The 18673-nt window shown below is 62.6% G+C and carries 15 protein-coding genes and 1 riboswitch; of the genes, 5 read left to right on the top strand and 10 right to left on the bottom strand.

Annotated features, from left to right (window positions below):
* Nucleotides 1–188 precede the first annotated feature (188 nt).
* On the bottom strand, nt 189–1400 hold the full coding sequence (locus I41_RS25045) for an inositol-3-phosphate synthase (RefSeq protein ID WP_145435754.1): 1212 nt from the start codon (nt 1398–1400) through the stop codon (nt 189–191).
* Nucleotides 1401–1766: 366 nt separating this feature from the next.
* On the opposite strand from I41_RS25045, the gene I41_RS25040 reads away from it, so the two are divergent.
* The 4 genes from I41_RS25040 to I41_RS25025 all read left to right on the top strand — a co-directional run bounded on the left by I41_RS25040 (nt 1767) and on the right by I41_RS25025 (nt 8784).
* Nucleotides 1767–2975 (top strand): amino acid aminotransferase, encoded by a 1209-nt coding sequence (locus I41_RS25040; RefSeq protein ID WP_145435753.1) that lies wholly within the window; start codon nt 1767–1769, stop codon nt 2973–2975.
* Nucleotides 2976–3250: 275 nt separating this feature from the next.
* The gene (gene glgA / locus I41_RS25035; RefSeq protein ID WP_145435752.1) at nt 3251–4738 is read left to right on the top strand and encodes a glycogen synthase GlgA; all 1488 of its coding nucleotides are present in this window, start codon (nt 3251–3253) and stop codon (nt 4736–4738) included.
* A gap of 294 nt (nt 4739–5032) precedes the next feature.
* Nucleotides 5033–6049 (top strand): galactose-1-phosphate uridylyltransferase, encoded by a 1017-nt coding sequence (locus I41_RS25030; protein WP_145435751.1) that lies wholly within the window; start codon nt 5033–5035, stop codon nt 6047–6049.
* A gap of 551 nt (nt 6050–6600) precedes the next feature.
* Complete coding sequence (locus tag I41_RS25025) at nt 6601–8784, top strand: alpha-amylase/4-alpha-glucanotransferase domain-containing protein (protein WP_145435750.1); 2184 nt, start codon at nt 6601–6603, stop codon at nt 8782–8784.
* Nucleotides 8785–9006: 222 nt separating this feature from the next.
* On the opposite strand, the gene bioD is transcribed toward I41_RS25025, so the two are convergent.
* Nucleotides 9007–9702 carry a dethiobiotin synthase gene (bioD, locus tag I41_RS25020; protein ID WP_145435749.1) on the bottom strand — a complete coding sequence of 232 codons (696 nt, stop codon included), beginning with the start codon at nt 9700–9702 and terminating at the stop codon, nt 9007–9009.
* 186 nt (nt 9703–9888) lie between these two features.
* The gene (locus tag I41_RS25015) at nt 9889–10752 is read right to left on the bottom strand and encodes a shikimate dehydrogenase family protein (protein WP_145435748.1); all 864 of its coding nucleotides are present in this window, start codon (nt 10750–10752) and stop codon (nt 9889–9891) included.
* Nucleotides 10753–11081: 329 nt separating this feature from the next.
* Here I41_RS25015 and I41_RS25010 point away from each other — a divergent pair, with 329 nt between their 5' ends.
* The gene (locus I41_RS25010) at nt 11082–11882 is read left to right on the top strand and encodes a hypothetical protein (protein ID WP_145435747.1); all 801 of its coding nucleotides are present in this window, start codon (nt 11082–11084) and stop codon (nt 11880–11882) included.
* On the opposite strand, the gene I41_RS25005 is transcribed toward I41_RS25010, so the two are convergent.
* The 7 genes from I41_RS25005 to I41_RS24975 form a co-directional block, all read right to left on the bottom strand.
* A complete protein-coding gene (locus I41_RS25005; protein ID WP_315852437.1) occupies nt 11862–12704 on the bottom strand; it encodes a class I SAM-dependent methyltransferase in 843 nt (280 codons plus the stop codon). The genes I41_RS25010 and I41_RS25005 overlap by 21 nt on opposite strands.
* 200 nt (nt 12705–12904) lie before the next feature.
* Nucleotides 12905–13825, bottom strand: a complete 921-nt coding sequence (locus I41_RS25000; RefSeq protein ID WP_145435746.1) for a hypothetical protein — start codon at nt 13823–13825, stop codon at nt 12905–12907.
* A 75-nt stretch (nt 13826–13900) separates the two neighbouring features.
* The gene (locus tag I41_RS24995; RefSeq protein WP_145435745.1) at nt 13901–14089 is read right to left on the bottom strand and encodes a DUF5522 domain-containing protein; all 189 of its coding nucleotides are present in this window, start codon (nt 14087–14089) and stop codon (nt 13901–13903) included.
* Nucleotides 14080–15045: a dockerin type I domain-containing protein gene (locus tag I41_RS24990; protein WP_145435744.1), complete on the bottom strand. Its 966-nt coding sequence runs from the start codon at nt 15043–15045 to the stop codon at nt 14080–14082. Before I41_RS24990 ends, I41_RS24995 begins: the two co-directional genes overlap by 10 nt.
* Nucleotides 15038–16105, bottom strand: a complete 1068-nt coding sequence (locus I41_RS24985; RefSeq protein WP_168207149.1) for a DUF1559 domain-containing protein — start codon at nt 16103–16105, stop codon at nt 15038–15040. Before I41_RS24985 ends, I41_RS24990 begins: the two co-directional genes overlap by 8 nt.
* Nucleotides 16106–16138: 33 nt before the next feature.
* Nucleotides 16139–16407, bottom strand: a riboswitch (cobalamin riboswitch).
* Nucleotides 16408–16489: 82 nt separating this feature from the next.
* Nucleotides 16490–16894, bottom strand: a complete 405-nt coding sequence (locus I41_RS24980; protein WP_145435742.1) for a YidH family protein — start codon at nt 16892–16894, stop codon at nt 16490–16492.
* A 149-nt stretch (nt 16895–17043) separates the two neighbouring features.
* Complete coding sequence (locus tag I41_RS24975; RefSeq protein ID WP_145435741.1) at nt 17044–18501, bottom strand: OprO/OprP family phosphate-selective porin; 1458 nt, start codon at nt 18499–18501, stop codon at nt 17044–17046.
* Nucleotides 18502–18673 lie beyond the last annotated feature (172 nt).

Genomic DNA, 18673 nt, shown 5'->3' with positions numbered 1-18673 from the left:
AAAAATCTCGAATTCGCGCGAGAATATTTTGCAGCGCGGTGATGAGAGCTCTCTGAGTTGAGCGCGCGACATGCACGAAGCTTGTCACTCCTTGGAGTCCGCGGAGTCCGCTTAGCGTTTTCGTTGCGCGACTCAGCGGTAGGCAAAGCGGACCCTTCGGAGTACCTCAGGGTGACAGGGTTCGCGCCTCAGGCCGAGAGGGTTCGGGCCCACGATTCGAGCGCGCGGAATTGATCCGCGAACTTCGCCGGCGGGTCGCCCTGCGGGCTCTTGAAAAAGCTCGCCAGCCAGGGGAGTGCGCCCGTTTCACCCCTGTTTTTAGCGAGCGAAACGAATCTCACGAGGTCGAGCGCCAGTGGCGCCGCGAGGATCGAATCGCAGCCTTGCCAAGTGAACTGCAGCGTCATCGGCGTGCCGAGGAAGCCCTGAAAGTGAATGTGGTCCCACGCCGTCTTCCAGTCGCCGAGGCTCTCGATGTGTTCGATCGAGATGAGGGTCTGCGGAGCGTAGCCGAGGATCTCGGTGATGAGCCGATCCTTGCTTTGGATCTTCGCTTGCTTGTTAGCGGGGTCATCGAGGACCTTGCCGTCGAGGTTGCCGAAAATATTGTGGCCGACCCAGCTCATGACCTTCAGATTTCGCGCGGCGAACATCGGCGCCAGCACGCTCTTCATGAGGGTCTCGCCGGTCTTGCCGTCGCGGCCGGCGTGGCATGTGTTGCGGAGCCGCGCGAGCTCGTCGATGCCCGCGGGGAGTGCCCCCAAAGAGGGGGTGAAGTTGACGAACGGCAGCCCCAACTCGAGGGCCGCGATGGCGTACAGCGAGCTGGCGGGGAGCGGGCATTCGGGGCGTCCGAGCGATGCTTCGGCCTCGGCCCAGGTGGCGGGCCAGAGCGCCGGATTGGGGAGCGGCTCGGTCGACGCGACGTTCAGGACGACGACCGAATCAAGCTTGTGCCGCGTCTGAAAGTCGGTGAGATCGGCTTGGAGCCGCTTGATCATGTCGCGCGGCAGTTGCTCCTGCGGATTGCGCGGCGGATGGAAGTCGGCGAGCTCAGTGATCTTTGGCCCGACGTTCCAGAGCGTCCCGGGACGGATCTCGGCGTCGATCTTCTCAAGTTCCGGTCGGCAGGCGGCGACAAGCTGTGGCGAGAGCACGCGGCTCTCGCGGTGGAGACGTTCCAGCTCGTCGGCCAGCGGTGCGGAGCGGATCTCGTGGCCGCCGATGACGATGTCGTCCCACTTCACGAGTGGCAGATGGGCGAACTGCGGCAACTCGCTCACCAACGCGGTGCCATCGGCGAGGCCGAGCCGCTGGGCGATGATCCCGGCGATGGCGGTGACGGCAACGCCGCCGCGGGCGCCGATGAGCCAAAGACCGAGACGCTGAGTCGTTGCCATGGATGGTTCCATTTATAGCCCCTGGCTCTGCCAGGGGGTGAAGTGCCGGTGGGCTAAGCGTGGCGAGGGTGCGACCCCCCGGCGGAGCCGGGGGCTAGAAACGGAGCCGCACGGAACGCCGCCGGGGCTCGTCAGACGCCTTGGAACAGGCTGCCGCGGGACCTATCATTGTCGCATGCGCTGCGCCGGAGGGTCAACGGGCGGCCGATCGTCAGTTGTCCGTGGTCAGTGGTCAGTTGCGGCTGTCGCCGGGGCATGCGCGCGCCGGTCTTCGCAACTGCCAACGGACTACTGACAACTGACCCTCTCACCAACTACTTGGCGGCACCCGCCGGGCACCCCGACACCACACCATTCGGAATTTCAATGTTAGAGCGAATCGAGGCGGCCCCGAAGGACGCCATTCTGGGTTTGGGCGAGGCGTTCAAGGCCGACCCGCGGAGCGAGAAGATCAATCTGAGCGTCGGCGTCTATCAAGACGAGCATGGCAAGACGCCTCTCTTGGAATGCGTGAAGGAAGCGGAGCGTCGGCTAGCCGCCAATCCGACGACCAAGTCGTACCTCCCGATCTCGGGGCTGCCAGAGTATTGCAAGGCGACCGCCGAGCTCGCGTTCGGTGCAGGGAACGAACCGCTGGTGAGCAAGCGGGTCGCTTGGGCTCAAACGCCCGGCGGCACCGGCGCGCTGCGGGTGTCGGCTGACTTCATTGCGGCCAACCTGCCGAACTCGACGGTCTGGATGAGCGAACCAACGTGGCCGAACCATCCGCAGATCTTCAACGCCGCCGGCATTGCGACGAAGACTTACCCCTACTTCGACGCGCCGAACAACTCGCTCAACCTTGCCGGCATGCTTGCCGCGATCGAGAAGATGGCGGCGGGCGACGTGATTCTGCTCCACGGCTGTTGCCACAATCCGACCGGCATCGATCCGACGGCGGCCGAGTGGAAGCAGATTGCCGACGCGGTGTTTGCCCGCGGGGTAATGCCGCTGCTCGACTTCGCGTACCAAGGCTTCGGCGACGGGCTAGAGGAAGACGCGGTCGGCCTGAAGGCATTCAGCCGGCCTGGCGCCGAGCTGATGGTTTGCAGTTCCTATTCAAAGAATTTCGGTCTCTACCGCGAGCGCGTCGGCGCGTTGTTCGTCGTCACTTCGACGGCGGCCGCGGCGGCGAGCGTGCAGACGCAGATCGACAAGGTGATCCGCTCGAACTACTCGAACCCTCCGGCCCACGGCGGCGAGGTGGTGGCGACGATCCTGCGCGATCCCGAACTGCGCAAGCAGTGGGAAGGGGAAGTCACCACGATGCGGAACCGGATCAACGACATGCGGCATGCCCTGGTCGAAGCACTGGCTGCCCAGGGCGTCCCGGGTGATTACTCGTTTATGACCCGGCAGCGGGGGATGTTCTCGTTCTCGGGGCTCACGAAGGAGCAAGTCGAGGCGCTCCGGTCGGAGTATGCGATCTATATTGTCGGATCGGGTCGCATCAACGTCGCGGGGCTGACGCCGGCCAATATCGAACGCGTGGCCCAGTGCATCGGCGAAGTCGTCGGGCAGACTGTGGCGAAGTAGTTCGTAAGACAAGGCAACCGCCAAGGACGCCAAGAGCGCCAAGGAAATACAAGAGTTCACCACGACGGCACAACGAGCACGACGGAATGCAAGAGCCGCCAATGACGCGAATCGGCGCGAATGAAAGAATGAATTGGTTCTTATTCGCGTCCATTGGTGTCATTCGCGGGTAACTCTTGTCTTTCCTTGGCGTCCTTGGCGGTTCAATTCTTCTGCGTATTTCGTCGTGTCCTCTGTGTCGTCGTGGTTCAATTCCCAAGCGGAGCGATTAACGCGTGAATATTCTGTTCGCCACCGCTGAAGCGGCGCCCTTCTCGAAGACTGGCGGCCTCGGCGACGTTTGCGGGGCGTTGCCGCGTGAGCTGGCTCGGTTGGGGCACAAACCGGTCGTCATTTTGCCGGCGTTTCGGCAGGCGCGGAATGCCGACATTCCCATCGAGCCGACCGGCGTACGGGTTGAGATTCCCATCGGTCAGAAAATGGTCCGCGGCCATTACCTCCGCTCTCGCCTGCCCGGCTCCGACGTGCCGGTGTTCCTCGTCGCGCAGGACGATTACTACGATCGCCCGCAGCTCTATCGCGAGGATGGCGAGGACTACAAGGACAACTGCGAGCGTTTTACCTTCTATTGCCGCGCCGCCTTGGAGGCGATTCAGCGGCTCGAGATAAGGGTCGACGCCGTTCACTGCCACGATTGGTGCGCAGGGCTGATCCCCGCCTATCTAAAGACGCTCTACAGCGACCGGGCCCCGTGGCGTGGGCTCGCCAGCCTGCTGACAATTCACAATCTCGCCTACCAGGGAAACTTCTGGCACTGGGACATGGCCCTCACCGGGCTCGACTGGAAGTACTTCAACTGGCGGCAGATGGAGTTCTACGGCAACTTGAGTTTTCTCAAGACGGGGATCGTCTTTGCCGACGCGATCACCACCGTCAGCCCGACCTACGCTCGCGAGATTCTGTCGTCGCCGCTGGGATGCGGACTTGAAGGGACGCTGCAGCATCGAGTCGATGACCTGAGCGGCATCATCAACGGCGTTGATTACGATGTGTGGAACCCGACAGTCGATCGTTACCTGGGTCCGAACTGCTACAGCGTTCACGACTTCACCGAGGGAAAGGCTCGCTGCAAGGCCGACATTCAGGAGCGGGCCGGGCTCGCCAAACGTCCCGACGTGCCGCTCTTAGCCGCGATTGGCCGGCTGGCCGACCAGAAGGGGTTCGACCTCATCACGCGCACGATTCGGCACTGGGCCGAGCGGGTCGACGCGCAGTGGATCATCCTCGGCACCGGCGAACCGAAGTATCACGAATTGCTGAGTCAATTGGCCCGCGAGTTCCCCGACCGGATCGCCGTGCGGCTGGAGTTCAGCGACGAGCTAGCCCACCGGATCGAGGCGGGCGCCGACATCTTTGTGATGCCGAGCCAGTACGAACCGTGCGGCTTGAACCAGCTCTACAGCCTGCAGTACGGCACGGTGCCGGTGGTGCGGGCGACCGGCGGGCTGGTCGACACGGTGGTCGACGCCAACGAGCAGACGCTGGCCGACGGGACGGCGACCGGCTTTAAGTTTGAGGAGTACACGTCGCTCGCCCTGGCGGAGGCGCTCGAACGGGCACTGGCGGCGTATGCCGACAAGACGACCTGGATTCGGCTGGTCGAAGCGGGGATGCGCGAGGATTGGTCGTGGGGGAATAGTGCGCAGCAGTACGCGGCGCTGTATGAGCGAACGGTGGCGCGCGGGCCGCTGGGGATTGAATGACGAAGAAAAAATTGAACCGCCAAGGACGCCAAGAGCGCCAAGGAAATGCGGGGAGATTTACCACGAAACACACGAAGCACACAAAAATTACATGGAATGCTGCACCGCTGATGAACGCTGATAATCGCTAAGGGAATTGAATTAAGCATCTATTAGCGACTATCAGCGTTCATTAGCGGTGCAACTGTTCTGCTTGCATGCTCCTTTTTTGGTGTGCTTCGTGTGTTTCGTGGTAAAAATGCATTTCTTCTTGGCGCTCTTGGCGTCCTTGGCGGTTAAATCAAAACGGTCCCCATGCCTGAACTTCGCATCGATCCCATCATCGGCCGGCGGGTGTATGTGGCTGAGGATCGCGCGGGGCGGCCGAGTGATTATGGAACGCATGAGGCGACTGGGCGCGTCGTCGCTTCGGCGCCTTCTTCGCCGGCTGCTCATCCGAGTTGTCCCTTCTGTGCGGGCAACGAGATCCACACGCCGATCGCCTCGGCGACGGTGGCCGACGGCGACGATCGTTGGCAGATTCGGGTGGTGCCGAACAAGTATCCAGCGTTTCGCCTGGACGAAGCTCAGGACGGCGCGTTTGGCGTTCACGAGGTGATCATCGAGTCGCCGCAGCATCTGCTCGACGTCACGCAGCTTGGTTTAACGCGGTTGGTCGAGGTCGTGCGGACGTACCGCGATCGCTTGCGACATTGGGCAAACACGCCGGGGCTGCGGCATGGCCTGGTCTTCAAGAACTCCGGCTGCGGCGCCGGGGCCTCGTTGGAGCATATCCACAGCCAGGTGACGGCCGTGCCGTATGTGCTGCCGACTGTCCAGTGGGAACTCGACGCGGCGGCGCGATTTCACGCGACGCACCAGCAATGCATTTTCTGCGATCTGATCGAGCGCGAGCTGGCGGCAAAGGAGCGCATCGTTTTGGACCGCAATGGATACCTAACGATCTGTCCGATCGCCCCACGGCAGCCTTACGAGATGTGGCTGCTCCCGCGGAAGCACCAGTCGCGATTCGACCGTCTGACCGACGGGGAGGTCGAATCACTTGCAGCCGCTCTCCACGAGGCGCTGCGCCGACTGCAAGCAACCGAGCCGGGCTGCTCCTACAACTTGCTGCTCCACACGGCGCCGTTCGACGACGACCACGCCGCGTCGTACCACTGGCATTGGGAGATCGTCCCCCGACTGGCCCACGAAGCAGGCCTCGAATGGGGGGGCGGGGTGCATATTTGTCCCCTCTCGCCAGAAAACGCGGCCAAAAAATTGGTTCACCGCGACGGCACGACGAGCACGACGAAAGACAAGAAAAACTGAACCGCCAAGGACGCCAAGGTTCGCCAAGGGAATAGGGCGTCCCGGCAATCTCCTTTGCGCCTTCGCGCCTTTGCGTGAGACCCGTCTTTCCTGAATGAAATCTCACGCAAAGGCGCGAAGGCGCAAAGGGGGACAAGGCAGAGGAAATTCGCTTGCCTCTCGTCGTGTCCGTTGTGTCGTCGTGGTTCAACTCTTCTCCCCCGCATTTCCTTGGCGTCCTTGGCGGTTGCCTTTCTTGTCTTCTCCCCGCACAGCCGGTTTCACCTGCCTAGCCCGCTGCTTGGCTCGCGATTCGCATCACGAATCCTCCGGAACTGGTCAACTGTAATGTCAAATCGCGCCGATTCAGTAAGCTGGGTCGACTTGGTTGCCGCTCGCAGCTGTACCAGTTAACCCGAGGGCGGGCCGCTCAAGGTCAACGCGATTTGCACAATCCGTTGCAACGTAGCTAGCCTCGCCACGCAAAACCCGCAAATATAGTACGGTTCGCACTCGCCGCGCGAATCGAAACGTCAGTCCCCCCACCGCCGCGCCAGCTTTCTAACGCCGCCATGAATCAGCCTTTGCGCCTTGTGCTTGTCCTGCACAACCATCAACCGATTGGCAACTTCGACGGAGTCTTCGAGCAGTCGTACCAGGACAGCTATCTGCCGTTCCTCAACGTCTTCGAGCGGTACGAAGGGCTGAAGATCGGTCTCCATACGAGCGGCTCGTTGATGGAGTGGCTCGACGCCCACCACCCGGAGTACGTCGACCGCCTAGCGAGCCTCGTTGCCGCCGGCCGAGTTGAAATCGTGGGGGGGCCGTTCTTCGAACCGATCATGACGATGATCCCGTCGCGCGACCGGGTCGGGCAGATCACCAGCTACACCGATTGGCTGCAGCGCCGCATCGGCGCCAAGGTTCGCGGCATGTGGATGCCCGAACGGGTCTGGGAGCAGTCGCTCACCGCCGACATTGTCCGCGCGGGGATCGAGTACACGGTGCTCGACGATTTCCACTTCAAGAACGCCGGCCTCGGCGAAGAGCAACTCGACGGATACTACGTTACCGAAGAAGACGGCCTGATCCTGAAGGTCTTCCCCGGCAGCGAGAAGCTTCGCTACACGATTCCGTTCCAGCCGCCGCAAGATACGATCGACTACCTGCGGGGCGTTGCCGAGCGTCGCCCGGGCGCGGTGGTCGTCTTCGGCGACGACGGGGAGAAGTTTGGCACCTGGCCCGGCACGCGCGAGCATGTCTACGACCGGGGCTGGTTGACGCAGTTCTTTGACGCTTTGCAACACAACGGGGACTGGATCAAGCTCACGACGCCGAGCGAAACCATCGACAATGTCGCGCCGTTGGGGAAGGTCTATATTCCCGAAGGTAGCTACCGCGAGATGGTGGAATGGGCGCTTCCCGCAGCGCGGATCAATCAGTTCGATGATTCGAAGCACGAACTGGAGCACCATGGCCAGTGGGATCTGATCAAGCCGTTCGTCCGCGGCGGCTATTGGCGGAACTTCAAAGTGAAGTATCCGGAAACCAATGAAATGTACGCCCGCATGCAGATGGTGAGCCGGCGGCTGCAGGAGATGGTCGACGACGGCGCCGCGGGCGATCTCATTGATCAAGCACGGTTGGAGCTATACCGCGGCCAGTGCAATTGCAGTTACTGGCACGGGGCGTTCGGCGGCGTGTACCTGCCTCACTTGCGGAACGCCGTTTATCAGAAGCTGATCGCCGCGAACAACTTGCTCGACCAATACGAGAATCGCGGTTGGCAAGCCGACCAGCAACAGTGGGCCGAGATCAGCTCGGGCGACTACAACCTTGATGGTCGTCCCGAAGTGAAGATCGCGAGCAATCGGTTGCTCGGTTTGGTTTCGCCGGCCGAGGGGGGGCAGCTGTACGAGCTCGACGTGAAGTCGATCTGCCATAACCTGCTCGCCACGCTTGCGCGTCGTCAGGAAGCGTATCATCGTGCGGTGTTGCGAGGTCCCTCAGCCGACGGCGACAACGTCAGCAGCATTCACGAACGCGTCGTCTTCAAGCAAGAGGGCCTCGACGAACGGCTTGGCTACGATCGCTGGCAGCGGAACTCGCTGGTCGATCACTTCTTCGCCCCCGAGATCGACCTCTCGTCGGTCGCCCAGGGCCGCGCGGAAGAGCAGGGGGACTTCGTCCACGCCCCGTACGAGGCCAAGCTCCGCCGCAACGACGGTCGGGTGCAGGTGCAGCTGTCCCGCACCGGCTTCGTCCAGGGCCGGCAGGTGAAGCTGACCAAGGGGATCTCGCTAAACGCGGGCGAAGGGACCCTGGAAATTGCCTACATGCTGGAGAATGTGCCGTCCGACATCGCGTTGCACCTGGCGCCTGAGTTCAACTTCGCCGGGTTGCCGTCGGGCGCCGACGATCGCTACTTCTCGGGCGGCGGCGGGCAGCGGTTGGGGCAGCTGGGCCATCAACTCGACCTGCAGGGAATGACGCAGCTAAGTCTTACGGACGAATGGCTCGGCATCAGCGTAAACCTCAAATTCGATCAGCCGGCGTCAATCTGGACCTATCCGGTCGAGACCGTGAGCCAGTCCGAAGGCGGATTTGAGCTGGTGCACCAATCGGTCGCCGTGCTGCCGCACTGGATTGTGATCCCCGACGCCGAAGGGCGGTGGAGCATGACGCTGCGGATGGAGATCGACACGCAAGCGGCTGAGGCGCGGATGCCGCAGTATGCCGAGGCGGCGGCGGTTTAAGAAATTTCTTTAACCGCCAAGGACGCCAAGAGCGCCAAGGAAATGCGGAGGAGGATTTACCACGACGGCACAACGGACACGACGAAATATAAAGCAGAGGAAATCTGAAACCGCCGATGGACGCAGATGAACGCCAATGAGTTCATTTGCGTCCATTCGCGTTTATCGGCGGTTCCTTCGTTCTTGCATTCTTCTCGGTCGTGCTCGTGGCGCCGTCGTGGTTCAAATGATTTTCGCAGCAGCGAGTGCGAACCAATCGACATTTCGATCAAAGGCACTTTCGCGATGGGCGACCATTGCCAGCAGCGGCGCGTCGCATCTCGCGGCGAGTTCTTCGGAATTTGATACGAGGCTGGCGTCGTCGGGACGCGGAGTCGCTTGGTTTAAGATCACCCCCGCGATCGGCAGTTGCGGCGCGCGGCCGCGGGCGGTGATGAGCGTTTGCAGCGTGGCATTGATGACGCCGAGTTCGTTAGCGGCGACGATCACCAGCGGCAGGCCGAGCTCGGCGGCGAGGTCGATATTGTAGTCGTGTTCGCTCAGCGGCGACATTAGCCCGCCGGCGCCTTCGACGATGACGATCTCGCTCGCGGCGAGCCACGGTTCGAGGCCCGTGCGCAAGAGCTGCGCATCGACCCGGCGGCCCTCGGCGAGGGCGGCTCGCGGTGGCGCGAGCGGGGCGAGGAAACGTTGCGGGCAAACTTGTTCTAGCGTTAGCGGTTGCCCGGCTGCTTCCCAGAGCGCGAGGGCATCGTCGGCGATGAGACCTTCGGCCGCCTTACGGCAGCCGCTCGCCGCGGGTTTGTAGACGCCGACGCGCCGGCCGTTGGCAGCCAAGTCGCGCGCGATCATCGCGGCGACGTGCGTTTTGCCGACTTCGGTATTCGTGCCGGCGATGAATAGGCCACGTGTTGCCATAATTCTGTGGAGCGGCGCCTTCAAAGCAACAGTTCAATCGGTGGCAAAGAATGGGACGCGGATTGGACGGATTGAGGCCGATTAAGGCCGGAGTGGAGATTACAAGCCACGCTGCATGATCCGCGAACTTCCGCGCAGATCCGCGTCCTATTCTCCTCAGCGCTCCGGCCGGTCGTTGACCCGCGGCTACAGCACCAAAAACTCTTCCACTGCCTCGCGCATCGCTTCGCGGTCGGGCTTCTGGCCTGTCCATAGCTCGAACGCCACGGCTGCTTGCTCCACGAGGAACGTAAGTCCATCGATCGTGGCGAGGCCGTGCTTGCGGGCGTCGCGCATCAAACGCGTGTTCGGCGGATTGAACGTCATGTCGCACGCCAGTAGTCCAGTCGGCAGTGCGTCGACGTCAATCGGCAACAGTGCCTTGCCGTCGTAGCGGCCGACCGGCGTTGCATTGAGCAAGAGCCGCACGTCGGCGCCAATGACGATCTGGCCATCCTTGGGCCAGGACGTGACGCGGCACTCGACCCCCGCGGTTTGCGGATCGCCGGCCAGCGATTCGACCAGCGGCACGGCTTGCGTCGGTTCGACGCAGACAAGCTCAATCGACGCGGCGCCGGCGAGTGCGAGTTCGCCGGCGATCGACTTCGCGGTTCGACCAGCGCCGAGGATGACCGCCTTCAGACCTTTCGCCGGCACATGCGCCTCGGCGAGCCTCCGCATCGCGACCCCTTCGGTGTTGACTCCGCGCAGGCCGCCGTCGTGCTGGACCAGGCAGTTTACCTGTCCGCTGAGGCGAGCAGCGTCGGTGACGGATTCGAGGTAGCGGTGGACCTCGCCGCGATGGGGCGGGGCGAGCATGATCCCGCGAAACTCGAAGATGCGAGCGCCCTTGAGGGCGAGTTCGAAGTCGACCGCGGAGACCTCGAAGGTGAGGAACCGCCAGTCGAGATTCGCGACCGCAAACGCCTTTTCCAGCATGTACTGGGTTGGGTTGCCGGCCACGGGGTCCCCCATCAAGCAACAGACGTCTTGCTGGTGGTGAGTCGACATGCGGCGGCGGTCGCGAAAAGGAGTCCAGTCAGGCGGCGAGTCGCAGTCGGCGGCGGCCAAGCGAAGACGCTTGCGGCGTTACGACTGCTACGTTCGGCCCATTCTCCCCCGCTGGAGCGGTAATTTCAACCGTTCAGTCGACGGCGAAAGATAAGGCAATCGGCGGATTTTCGCCCATGCTGATTAGAATGAGGGACGAGCAATCGATTCCGCCGTCATCCTGAGCAGTGCGAAGGATCTAGCGTCACGATTGAGCTTCCAGATTTTTCGCTTCGCTCAGAATGCCCCCGTGGGATGCCTGTGGCGCCCGTACCTACTCTGAACCGACCGTGCCCACCTTTTACGAACGACCCCTGACATGGCTGTTTGGCATCGCGGCAATCTGCCTCGATGCCGTGGCGCTCTCGGTCGATCACGAAGGCGACTTCGCCACGGTTTTAGGACTGGGGCAGCTTCTGCTCGCCAGCGGCTGGCTCGTGCTGGGGCAGAGCCATCCCCTAGCGCGCGCCACATGGGTTATTGTCGCCATCGCGGTGCTGACAGCGCCCGACTATGTCATCCCGCGCTTGCGCTCGGGCTTTTACATCGACTTGGTGTGGCCGCACGTGTTGGGAGAACTGATTGCGGGGGCCGCGTTTACCTCTGCCGTCGCCGCCGGTTGGTTGACCGTGTTGCGAGGATTTGCCGGTGACGATCATCATTGTCTGTCTCGGAAGCCGCAGTTCTCGCTCGCTACGCTCTTCGGTTGGATGATCGTCGTCGCCGTTGCCAGCACTGGGCTTCGTAACGCCGACTTTTCCTTGATCGACGACAACCTGACAGACCTGATTTCAGGTTGTGGCTTGGCGTTGTCCGCGGCCACAGCGATGGCAGCTGCCCTCGGGGCGTACCGAGCGAGCTGGTCGACGAGAATGGCAAGCTTGATTGTCATCGCCAGCGGCGCCGTCATGTCGCTCGCCGCAGGCGTATCTCGCCAAGTGGCCGCCGTTCATCTCGGCGCCTGGGTTTTCGTGGTCATGTGGATCGTCGTTACGCGACTCGACCGCCGCATGGATGCGAAGGCAATCGCTCGGGCCGATAGCTACGACGGCGCAGAAACGGCACTCCGACTAGTCGCCGACGAGCGTTAGCTTCCCGGCGCTTCGTACGGCCGAGCCGTCGCCACGTCGCGCCTTCAGTCGCACATAGGGAGCGACGTACTGCGCCCGATGACCAAAGCTCCCATGTGCGGCGTCGCGGTCGGCATGCATCGGCTCCAGCACGTCTTCGATCGCAAAGCCGGCGCGGCAGATGCCGCCGAGGAGTTGTTCCCAGCGGTGGAGATACTCCAGCGTCCCGCGCTCGCGCAGGCGGCATGGCTCGGCCGGCGGCAGCGGTCCGTCGCGGTAGTAGCGCTCGGCCAAGGCGTACGTTCCGGCGGCGCCTTCGGGCCGCAACGTCGCCTGCAAACTGGTCGGCGACTTGTGTTGGCTCACGTAGAGGCCGCCCGAACGCGTCACCCTTGCCACCGCCTGGAACACCGGCGCCACGTCGGCGACGTAGCAGGTGCTGACCGGGTGGATCACCAGGTCGAACTCGCCGGCCGCGAACATCGAGAGCTCTTCCATCGACGTTTGCACGAGCCTCGCATCAAAGCCGCGCTCGCGAGCAACGGCGCGGTCGAGAGCGAGCATCTCGTCGCTAATGTCGACCACCGTCACCTTCGCACCAGCGGCAGCGTATAGCGCGCTGTGCCGACCGCCGCCGGCTGCCAGGCAGAGCACGTTCCAGCCGCGGATATCGCCCCCGAGCCAACCGGCCGGGTCAACAGTTGCTAAGGGATTGGCGAGCTCATCATCCCGCGCCGGTTGAGCCAGCGCAACGCCTTCGCGGGCTAGCGCGTTCCACGCCCGTGCATTGTGCGCGACGCTGGCCGAGAGGCCTGCCTGATCGAGCTGAGCATTGCGTTGCAAAAGAAAAGCCCGCGAGATGGTTCGGAAACAGATAACTCCTGGTGCCCCATCGATTGAACCATCTCGCGGACAATTTGTCACCCAGCGATGCGAGTCACTGGGACGTCTCTCTGCTCCACAGTACTGCCCGATACGGTTTTGCCAAGAAATTGGTTAACCAAAAGTACGCCAGGCGCGAAACCCATGCTCAAAACAGGCGGTTAGACGCCATCGCCGCTGCGACAGCAGTGCTGCATCGACCGCCCGTCCGGGGTTGCTGCGCGGCTATGCCGAGCGGCTCCGGCGACTTTGGCCGCTAAAGCCCCCACGCAGACGCTCGAGATCGCCAGCAAAGCAAACGTCGCTGGTTCCGGCACGGCGCGGACGTCGGCGACCGCATCGATCTCGGGCGTCTTCAGCGAACCGAGCGGATTCGAGAAGCGGATGAACGAGATGCTCGCGAGGCCGCTGCTAGAGATATCGACTCCCAGTCCGCCGCCGGAGCCGTCATAGGCGGCGATAATTTGGGAGGTGCTCATCCCAGCGACGCTGCCGAGCGACGTGGGATTCACCGGCTTCGTAAAGTCGCTCCATAGAGCGCCGTCGAGCAAGGGAAACGGCTCAATGACGTCGAGATAGCCGATTGTCGGAAAGCCTCCGTCGGCCGAGCCGGTCACGGGGAAGAAATCGACGCCGTTGGCGCTTACTTCAATCTGGCCGCCATCGTTGTCCAACGCGCCAGTGGCGAGAAACGTCCCAAAATCGATCGAGTAGAAGGCATTGCCGAACACGAGCAGATCGATTCCGAACGGATTGAGCGGGTGGTCGACGACCGGCTCGTCGAATTGCAGCGTCAGCGAGCCGCCGGCGCCGATGGTGACGATCTCGTCGTCGCGGTAGGCCGACGAAAAGGGCGTCGTCGGGCCGCCGAAGTTGGCCGGATCGCTGGTGAACCGCGTCGGTTCGCCGAGGGCCGTCAGCGGATTGTTGATTGGATTGCCGGTGACGAAGTCGTTGCCGACTCCGGTTCCTTGCACGTAACTGACGACGTGATCGGCCCACGGATCAACGGCTAACGCCGAGCGCTGGGTGGTTGCGTATGACATGCCCAAACCAACGACGACCATCAAAGCAATTCTCATTAGTTCCCCTCTGCAACGTAGTACGTGATCAAAGTCAGTTACCCATTCCTCTTTGCCAATCGGTTTCGCGTCGAATCACGCGAGCGGCACGGCTCGATAGGGACAGTGCCGGCAGCCGTTGTCGCAGCAGTCGCCGCGGCGCTGCAGAAAGCTTTCGGTCAGGACGATTCGTCCATCTTCGAAATAGAAGTCGCACCCCTCGATAAGCGGCGCCGATTGATCTCCGCATGATTGTTGAGCCAGCGCGACGTCGGTTATTTCCATGCGACGCCTCCTTGCCGACAGGCTCCGCGTCGCACAGCGGCGACGATGAACGTCACGATTCCCGGCGCCAATCCAACAGCGGACGGTTCGGGTACGACAGCAGACGCCGCGCCCGCTGTTGGGGGGGGCGTCATGGCCCCGAACGTCGAAGTCCAAACGCTCAAGTCCGCAACGTCGACCACCCCGTCGCCGTTCGCGTCGCCTTGTTCCAATGATGCGTTGCCGCTGGAGCCGAAGCCGCGTTGCCAGGCGAGGAAGTCCGTGCCGTCGATGGCGCCGTCGCCGTTGAAGTCGGCGTTGCCTGCACTGCTCGGAGGTTCGGCGGCGACGGGGTTCACGGCAAAGGGCGTCGCTGCGAACGACTCGGTGTAGACCCAACTATCCCAATCGCCGTCGCTCAGCGTTCGCCCGGTCATGCCTGTTGGTGCGGGCTTCCAGCTGCCGCCGTCGTATGGATTGCCGACAGCGCGCCCATAGTGCCAGTAGCCGAGGAACCAGCCCTCGCGATAGAGATCGTCGGCGTCGAGAGCCGCAGCTGAGTCGGCGGGGCCGGCGGACGAGGCGAAGCCGAACTCATCGAACGTCGTCTCGTCGTCGAGGGCGAACTCGCCGTCGCCGTCGTCATAGCCGAGGCCGTAGATCGCGCTGCCAAGGGCGCCGTGGCCTTCGGATTTCACGAATAGACGCGGATCGGCGGCGACGATGGCGCTCAGCATCGTCTGCCCGGTCGCCGTTCCGTCCCAGCGAAAGCCCCAAACGAGGGCCGGCGTTGCCGTTGAGTTCTTGTCCCAGTCGATGGCGACGGCGGCGCGGTTGCCGCCGGCGCCGACCCAGAATTCGATGTCGTCGAACGAATCAACCGGACCCGCTGCGGAGTGATCAACGAGAACTAGTGCGATGGCGGCTGTCGCGACGAACTTCACGAAGTGAACAAGATTTTGGCGGAAGTTATTCATGATGCAGCTCCTCCCCCGCGCGAGTGAGGAGCGCGTTGAGCGCTTGCGGCTGCATCTGCTCGCTCAAGAATGCGACATGTCCAGCGCAGAACGCGACCTGAGCGCCGCCCGGATGAGGGCTGCCGATGCCCACGCTGGTGTTGACCGCGTTGTTGACGGGGGTCTCGACATCCTGGGCGAAGACGTTGTTGCCGTTGACCCACTCGCACTCGCCGCGGCGACGACCAAGCAATTCAGCGCACGCGACCGTGTGCGAGGCGCCGTCGCTGACGTCTTTGAACGTAATCGCCTGATCGTAAACGAAGACGCCCAAGGCAGCGCTTTTCAACAATTGGCGGTTCCACTGCTCGTCGACGTTGTCTTGGCCGACGCCGCCGACGCCGTAGATGCCGCCGTAGTCGGTGAACGCCCCCTTCCGCCAGAGGCCTGTGGTGCTAGCGACCTCGTGTTCGAGCGTGCTCGGGCAGCGGAACACGTCGAGCGGGGTGCCGCCTACCCCAATGTTCGGGGATTGATGCGACGCAATCGTGAAATCAAGCTGCTTACGCAGCGCGGCTTGCTCGAGCCAGGGAAGAAGCTGCGAGTTCCAGGAGTGAAATCGCCTGGGTTCCGTAAGACAATCGACGCAACCGATAGGCAGGGTGCGATGTTCGCCTTCAAAACCGAGCAGCGCCAACCCTTGCTGCCGCAAGTTGTTCGCACAATGCGATCGGCGCGACGACTCACGCGCTGCCTGCACCGCCGGCAGCAGCAATCCGACGAGGACGCCGACGACGGCGATCACCACCAGCAGTTCAATGAGCGTGAAGCCGCGTCTCGTGAGTGAGTCGCAGCGGCGGCGCGCACGCGAAGCGGAGGCGAAGTGGCGACGAACTGCGGAGCGCAGGGGCGGGGCATTCATCAGACGTACGTCTGAATTGCCGTTGACGATGCCGCATCCACGCAGTTTCAGCCCCGAAAAACGGGGCTTCAACGAGAGATTCAGCGTGGAAAGCGACTCAACGTCTGCTGCGCACGAACGGATTTCGAGCGCACCAGTCGCGGTCAACAAGCGATTCATTTCGCAATTCGCCCGTCCCTCGCAGGAGCGAACCGCACGACTCATGCGTTGGTAGGTCTTCTGACTCCCAGGCCTCGACGGAACGCGCCTTCTCGCCGCGTTTGAACCTGAGTAAGGCGTCGCCAAACTTGGGTTCGGACTGACCGCTTAAGCGGCCAGTCCAGCGGCAATGGCTGAAGAAGTGTCCGTCGAATCGCGCCTGGTCACAGCGGCGGGGCCGTCCCGGAATCGCACCGGAGTTCCCTGTTGCGTCGGCCGAGCGACAGTTGCTCGAGCCGACCACCAACGCACGTTGAACCAAACTGACGGGGCGAGTCTAACGCGCCCTGAAACGAGTGTAAAGCGGATTCTTTAAGTCGAATCGATGCGACGAGTTACGGCCGTTCAGGACGGGCGTGCGGCCGCCGGATGGGCCCCGTCGTCGCCGGCGCTGACCACCAGATAGGCTCCGAGCGCCAGCCCGATCAATGCGACAGATGCGGCAAAAGCAACTGACCACTTCATGGCCGACAATCTCGTTTGCTGCGGCCTTTCCAGGTTTTTCCAGAATCGGGCGTGCTGCCACGCGGCCACGCCGATCGCGAGCGAACCGAGCACAACGAGTCCGACGCCGATCCAAGTTGACCCGAGTTGAGGCGCCGCATTGGGGGCATTGCGGACGATCCGCAGGAAGAGGCCGAACCTCGCCACGACGAACCCCATGCCGACCAGCGTCAGCCCGGTGCGCACCCAGGCCAGCAGCGTCCGCTCCGCGGCAAAGTAGATACGAGGGTCGTCGACTTCAGCCATGATCTGTCGTTAACGCTGCAGAATTGCGAACCGCGGATGAACGCAGATGAAAGGGCATCGGCGTTAACTGCGTCTATCGGCGGTTTCAGTTGCTTTTCTGCGTTGTCTTTCTCGGGTCCGTTGTGTCGCTGTGGCGAGTCCCCCTGTCATTAGAAGTCGAACTGAGCCCGCGTGCCGAAGATGTCCGCGTGGGTATCGTTCCCCAACGGTCGGTCGAGCATCGGGTGGATGTAGTTGAACTCAAACCTCGTGTAGCGATTGAGATACCAATTCAGGCCGCACGTGAGGTCCTGGAGCCGACCGCCCTGGACGTCTTGGTCGTTGCAATCGAGGGCCGAGTAGCGGCCAGCGATTTCAAAGGCGCCCCAGTTTCCCTTGCCGAAATTGACGTCAGGAATGACGCGCGTGAAGGCAGCGGTCTTCTTGTCATATTTGCGCCGCTCGCCCGTCAGCACGTAACCTAACTGGGCGTAACCAGCGGGGAAGTTTAGCTGCGTATTGCCAGGTCGATCGAGCATGGCGTACATGTATTCTGATTGGAACACCAGCGAGCCAAAGCCAGCAGCGAGCTCGCCGCCGACGACCTGGTAGCTGTCGGTGGGGAGGAAGCCGGTGTTGACGAAGAAGGGAATCGGAAAGTCCGTCAGGTTGTTGGCATCGAGCTGCGTGAAACCAACTTCAGGCGTCGAGCGGATCCGCAGCGTGTTGCCGGCGGGCTCGTTATACGTGTAGTTGCCGCCAAGATGGACGACGTTGTCATACTCGTCGTTGTACAGCAACATCGTCTCGCGGGTCGACATGCCGTAGCCGTTATCTCCGGCGACGTTGCCGTATTGATCGGTCGGAAAGCGATACCCAGACCATGCCCAGGTCGCTTGCTCGTCGAATGCGGTATCGAAAAAGCCGGCGCCTACCTGCCGGAAAGGCACCAGCGCGAAAGCGAGCGACCGTTCCATGAACATCAGTTCGCGGAAGCTGGTCGCCGGTTCCATGCTGAACGGCTGCTTCCACTGGCCGACCTTGAAGTGGCCGACGGTCGGCAGGTCGAACACGTCGACCCAGACGTCGGTGAAGTTGGGCCGCCCGGGGAACGCGAAGTCGTACTCCATGCGGTAGCGAACGTTCTCGGCCAGGAAGCCGTTGGCTCCCAGACGTGCGCGGCGGAACCCGGCAACGTCGCGAGCATCGCCGACGACGGCCTGGTTGGCCGCGTCCTGGTCGAACCAGATGCCGTCGATCTGCGCGGCGCCGGAGACGACGATGGTCGGATACTTCGGCTTGGCCGCGGCCGCCGCCCCCGGCGGGCAAACCGGACAATCACCAAACTGGATGTAGTTGGCGATGGGAATCAGGCCTTCGTCGAGCCGAATGCCCTGCGACAACGGTTCCGCCTCCGCTGGCTGGGCCGTTGCGGGCTCGGCGGCCGCCAATGGCTCGGCAGCGACCAGGGGCGTGGTCTCAACGAACGCCAGTACCGACTCGCCTCCAATCGGCGGCAATGCGGTGAGTGCTTGCTCCATCGATTGTGCACTCGCGTTCGACTGAATGGCGATCGCCAGCAGCGTCGAGGCGCAACGGGGCAGGAAGCCCCAGGCGGAACGCGTCATTCCTCGATTCCCTTCGAGCAAGGCGGCCGGAGTGTGGGCGGGGACGACACCTCCTGTGACGTGCCTCAATCATCGTCTCCGTGGAGCGGCGGAGGTTAGGGGGGATGCGAAACTGTAATGTTCGTAACGAAACCGCGGGTTGCTAGCGTCGAAGCGGTTCTGTGTATTGTGC

It is taken from the genome of Lacipirellula limnantheis (assembly GCF_007746075.1).
Taxonomy (GTDB): Bacteria; Planctomycetota; Planctomycetia; order Pirellulales; family Lacipirellulaceae; genus Lacipirellula; species Lacipirellula limnantheis.
Note: the sequence above shows the minus strand (reverse complement) of the source record. Positions and strands in the feature narration are given on the sequence as shown.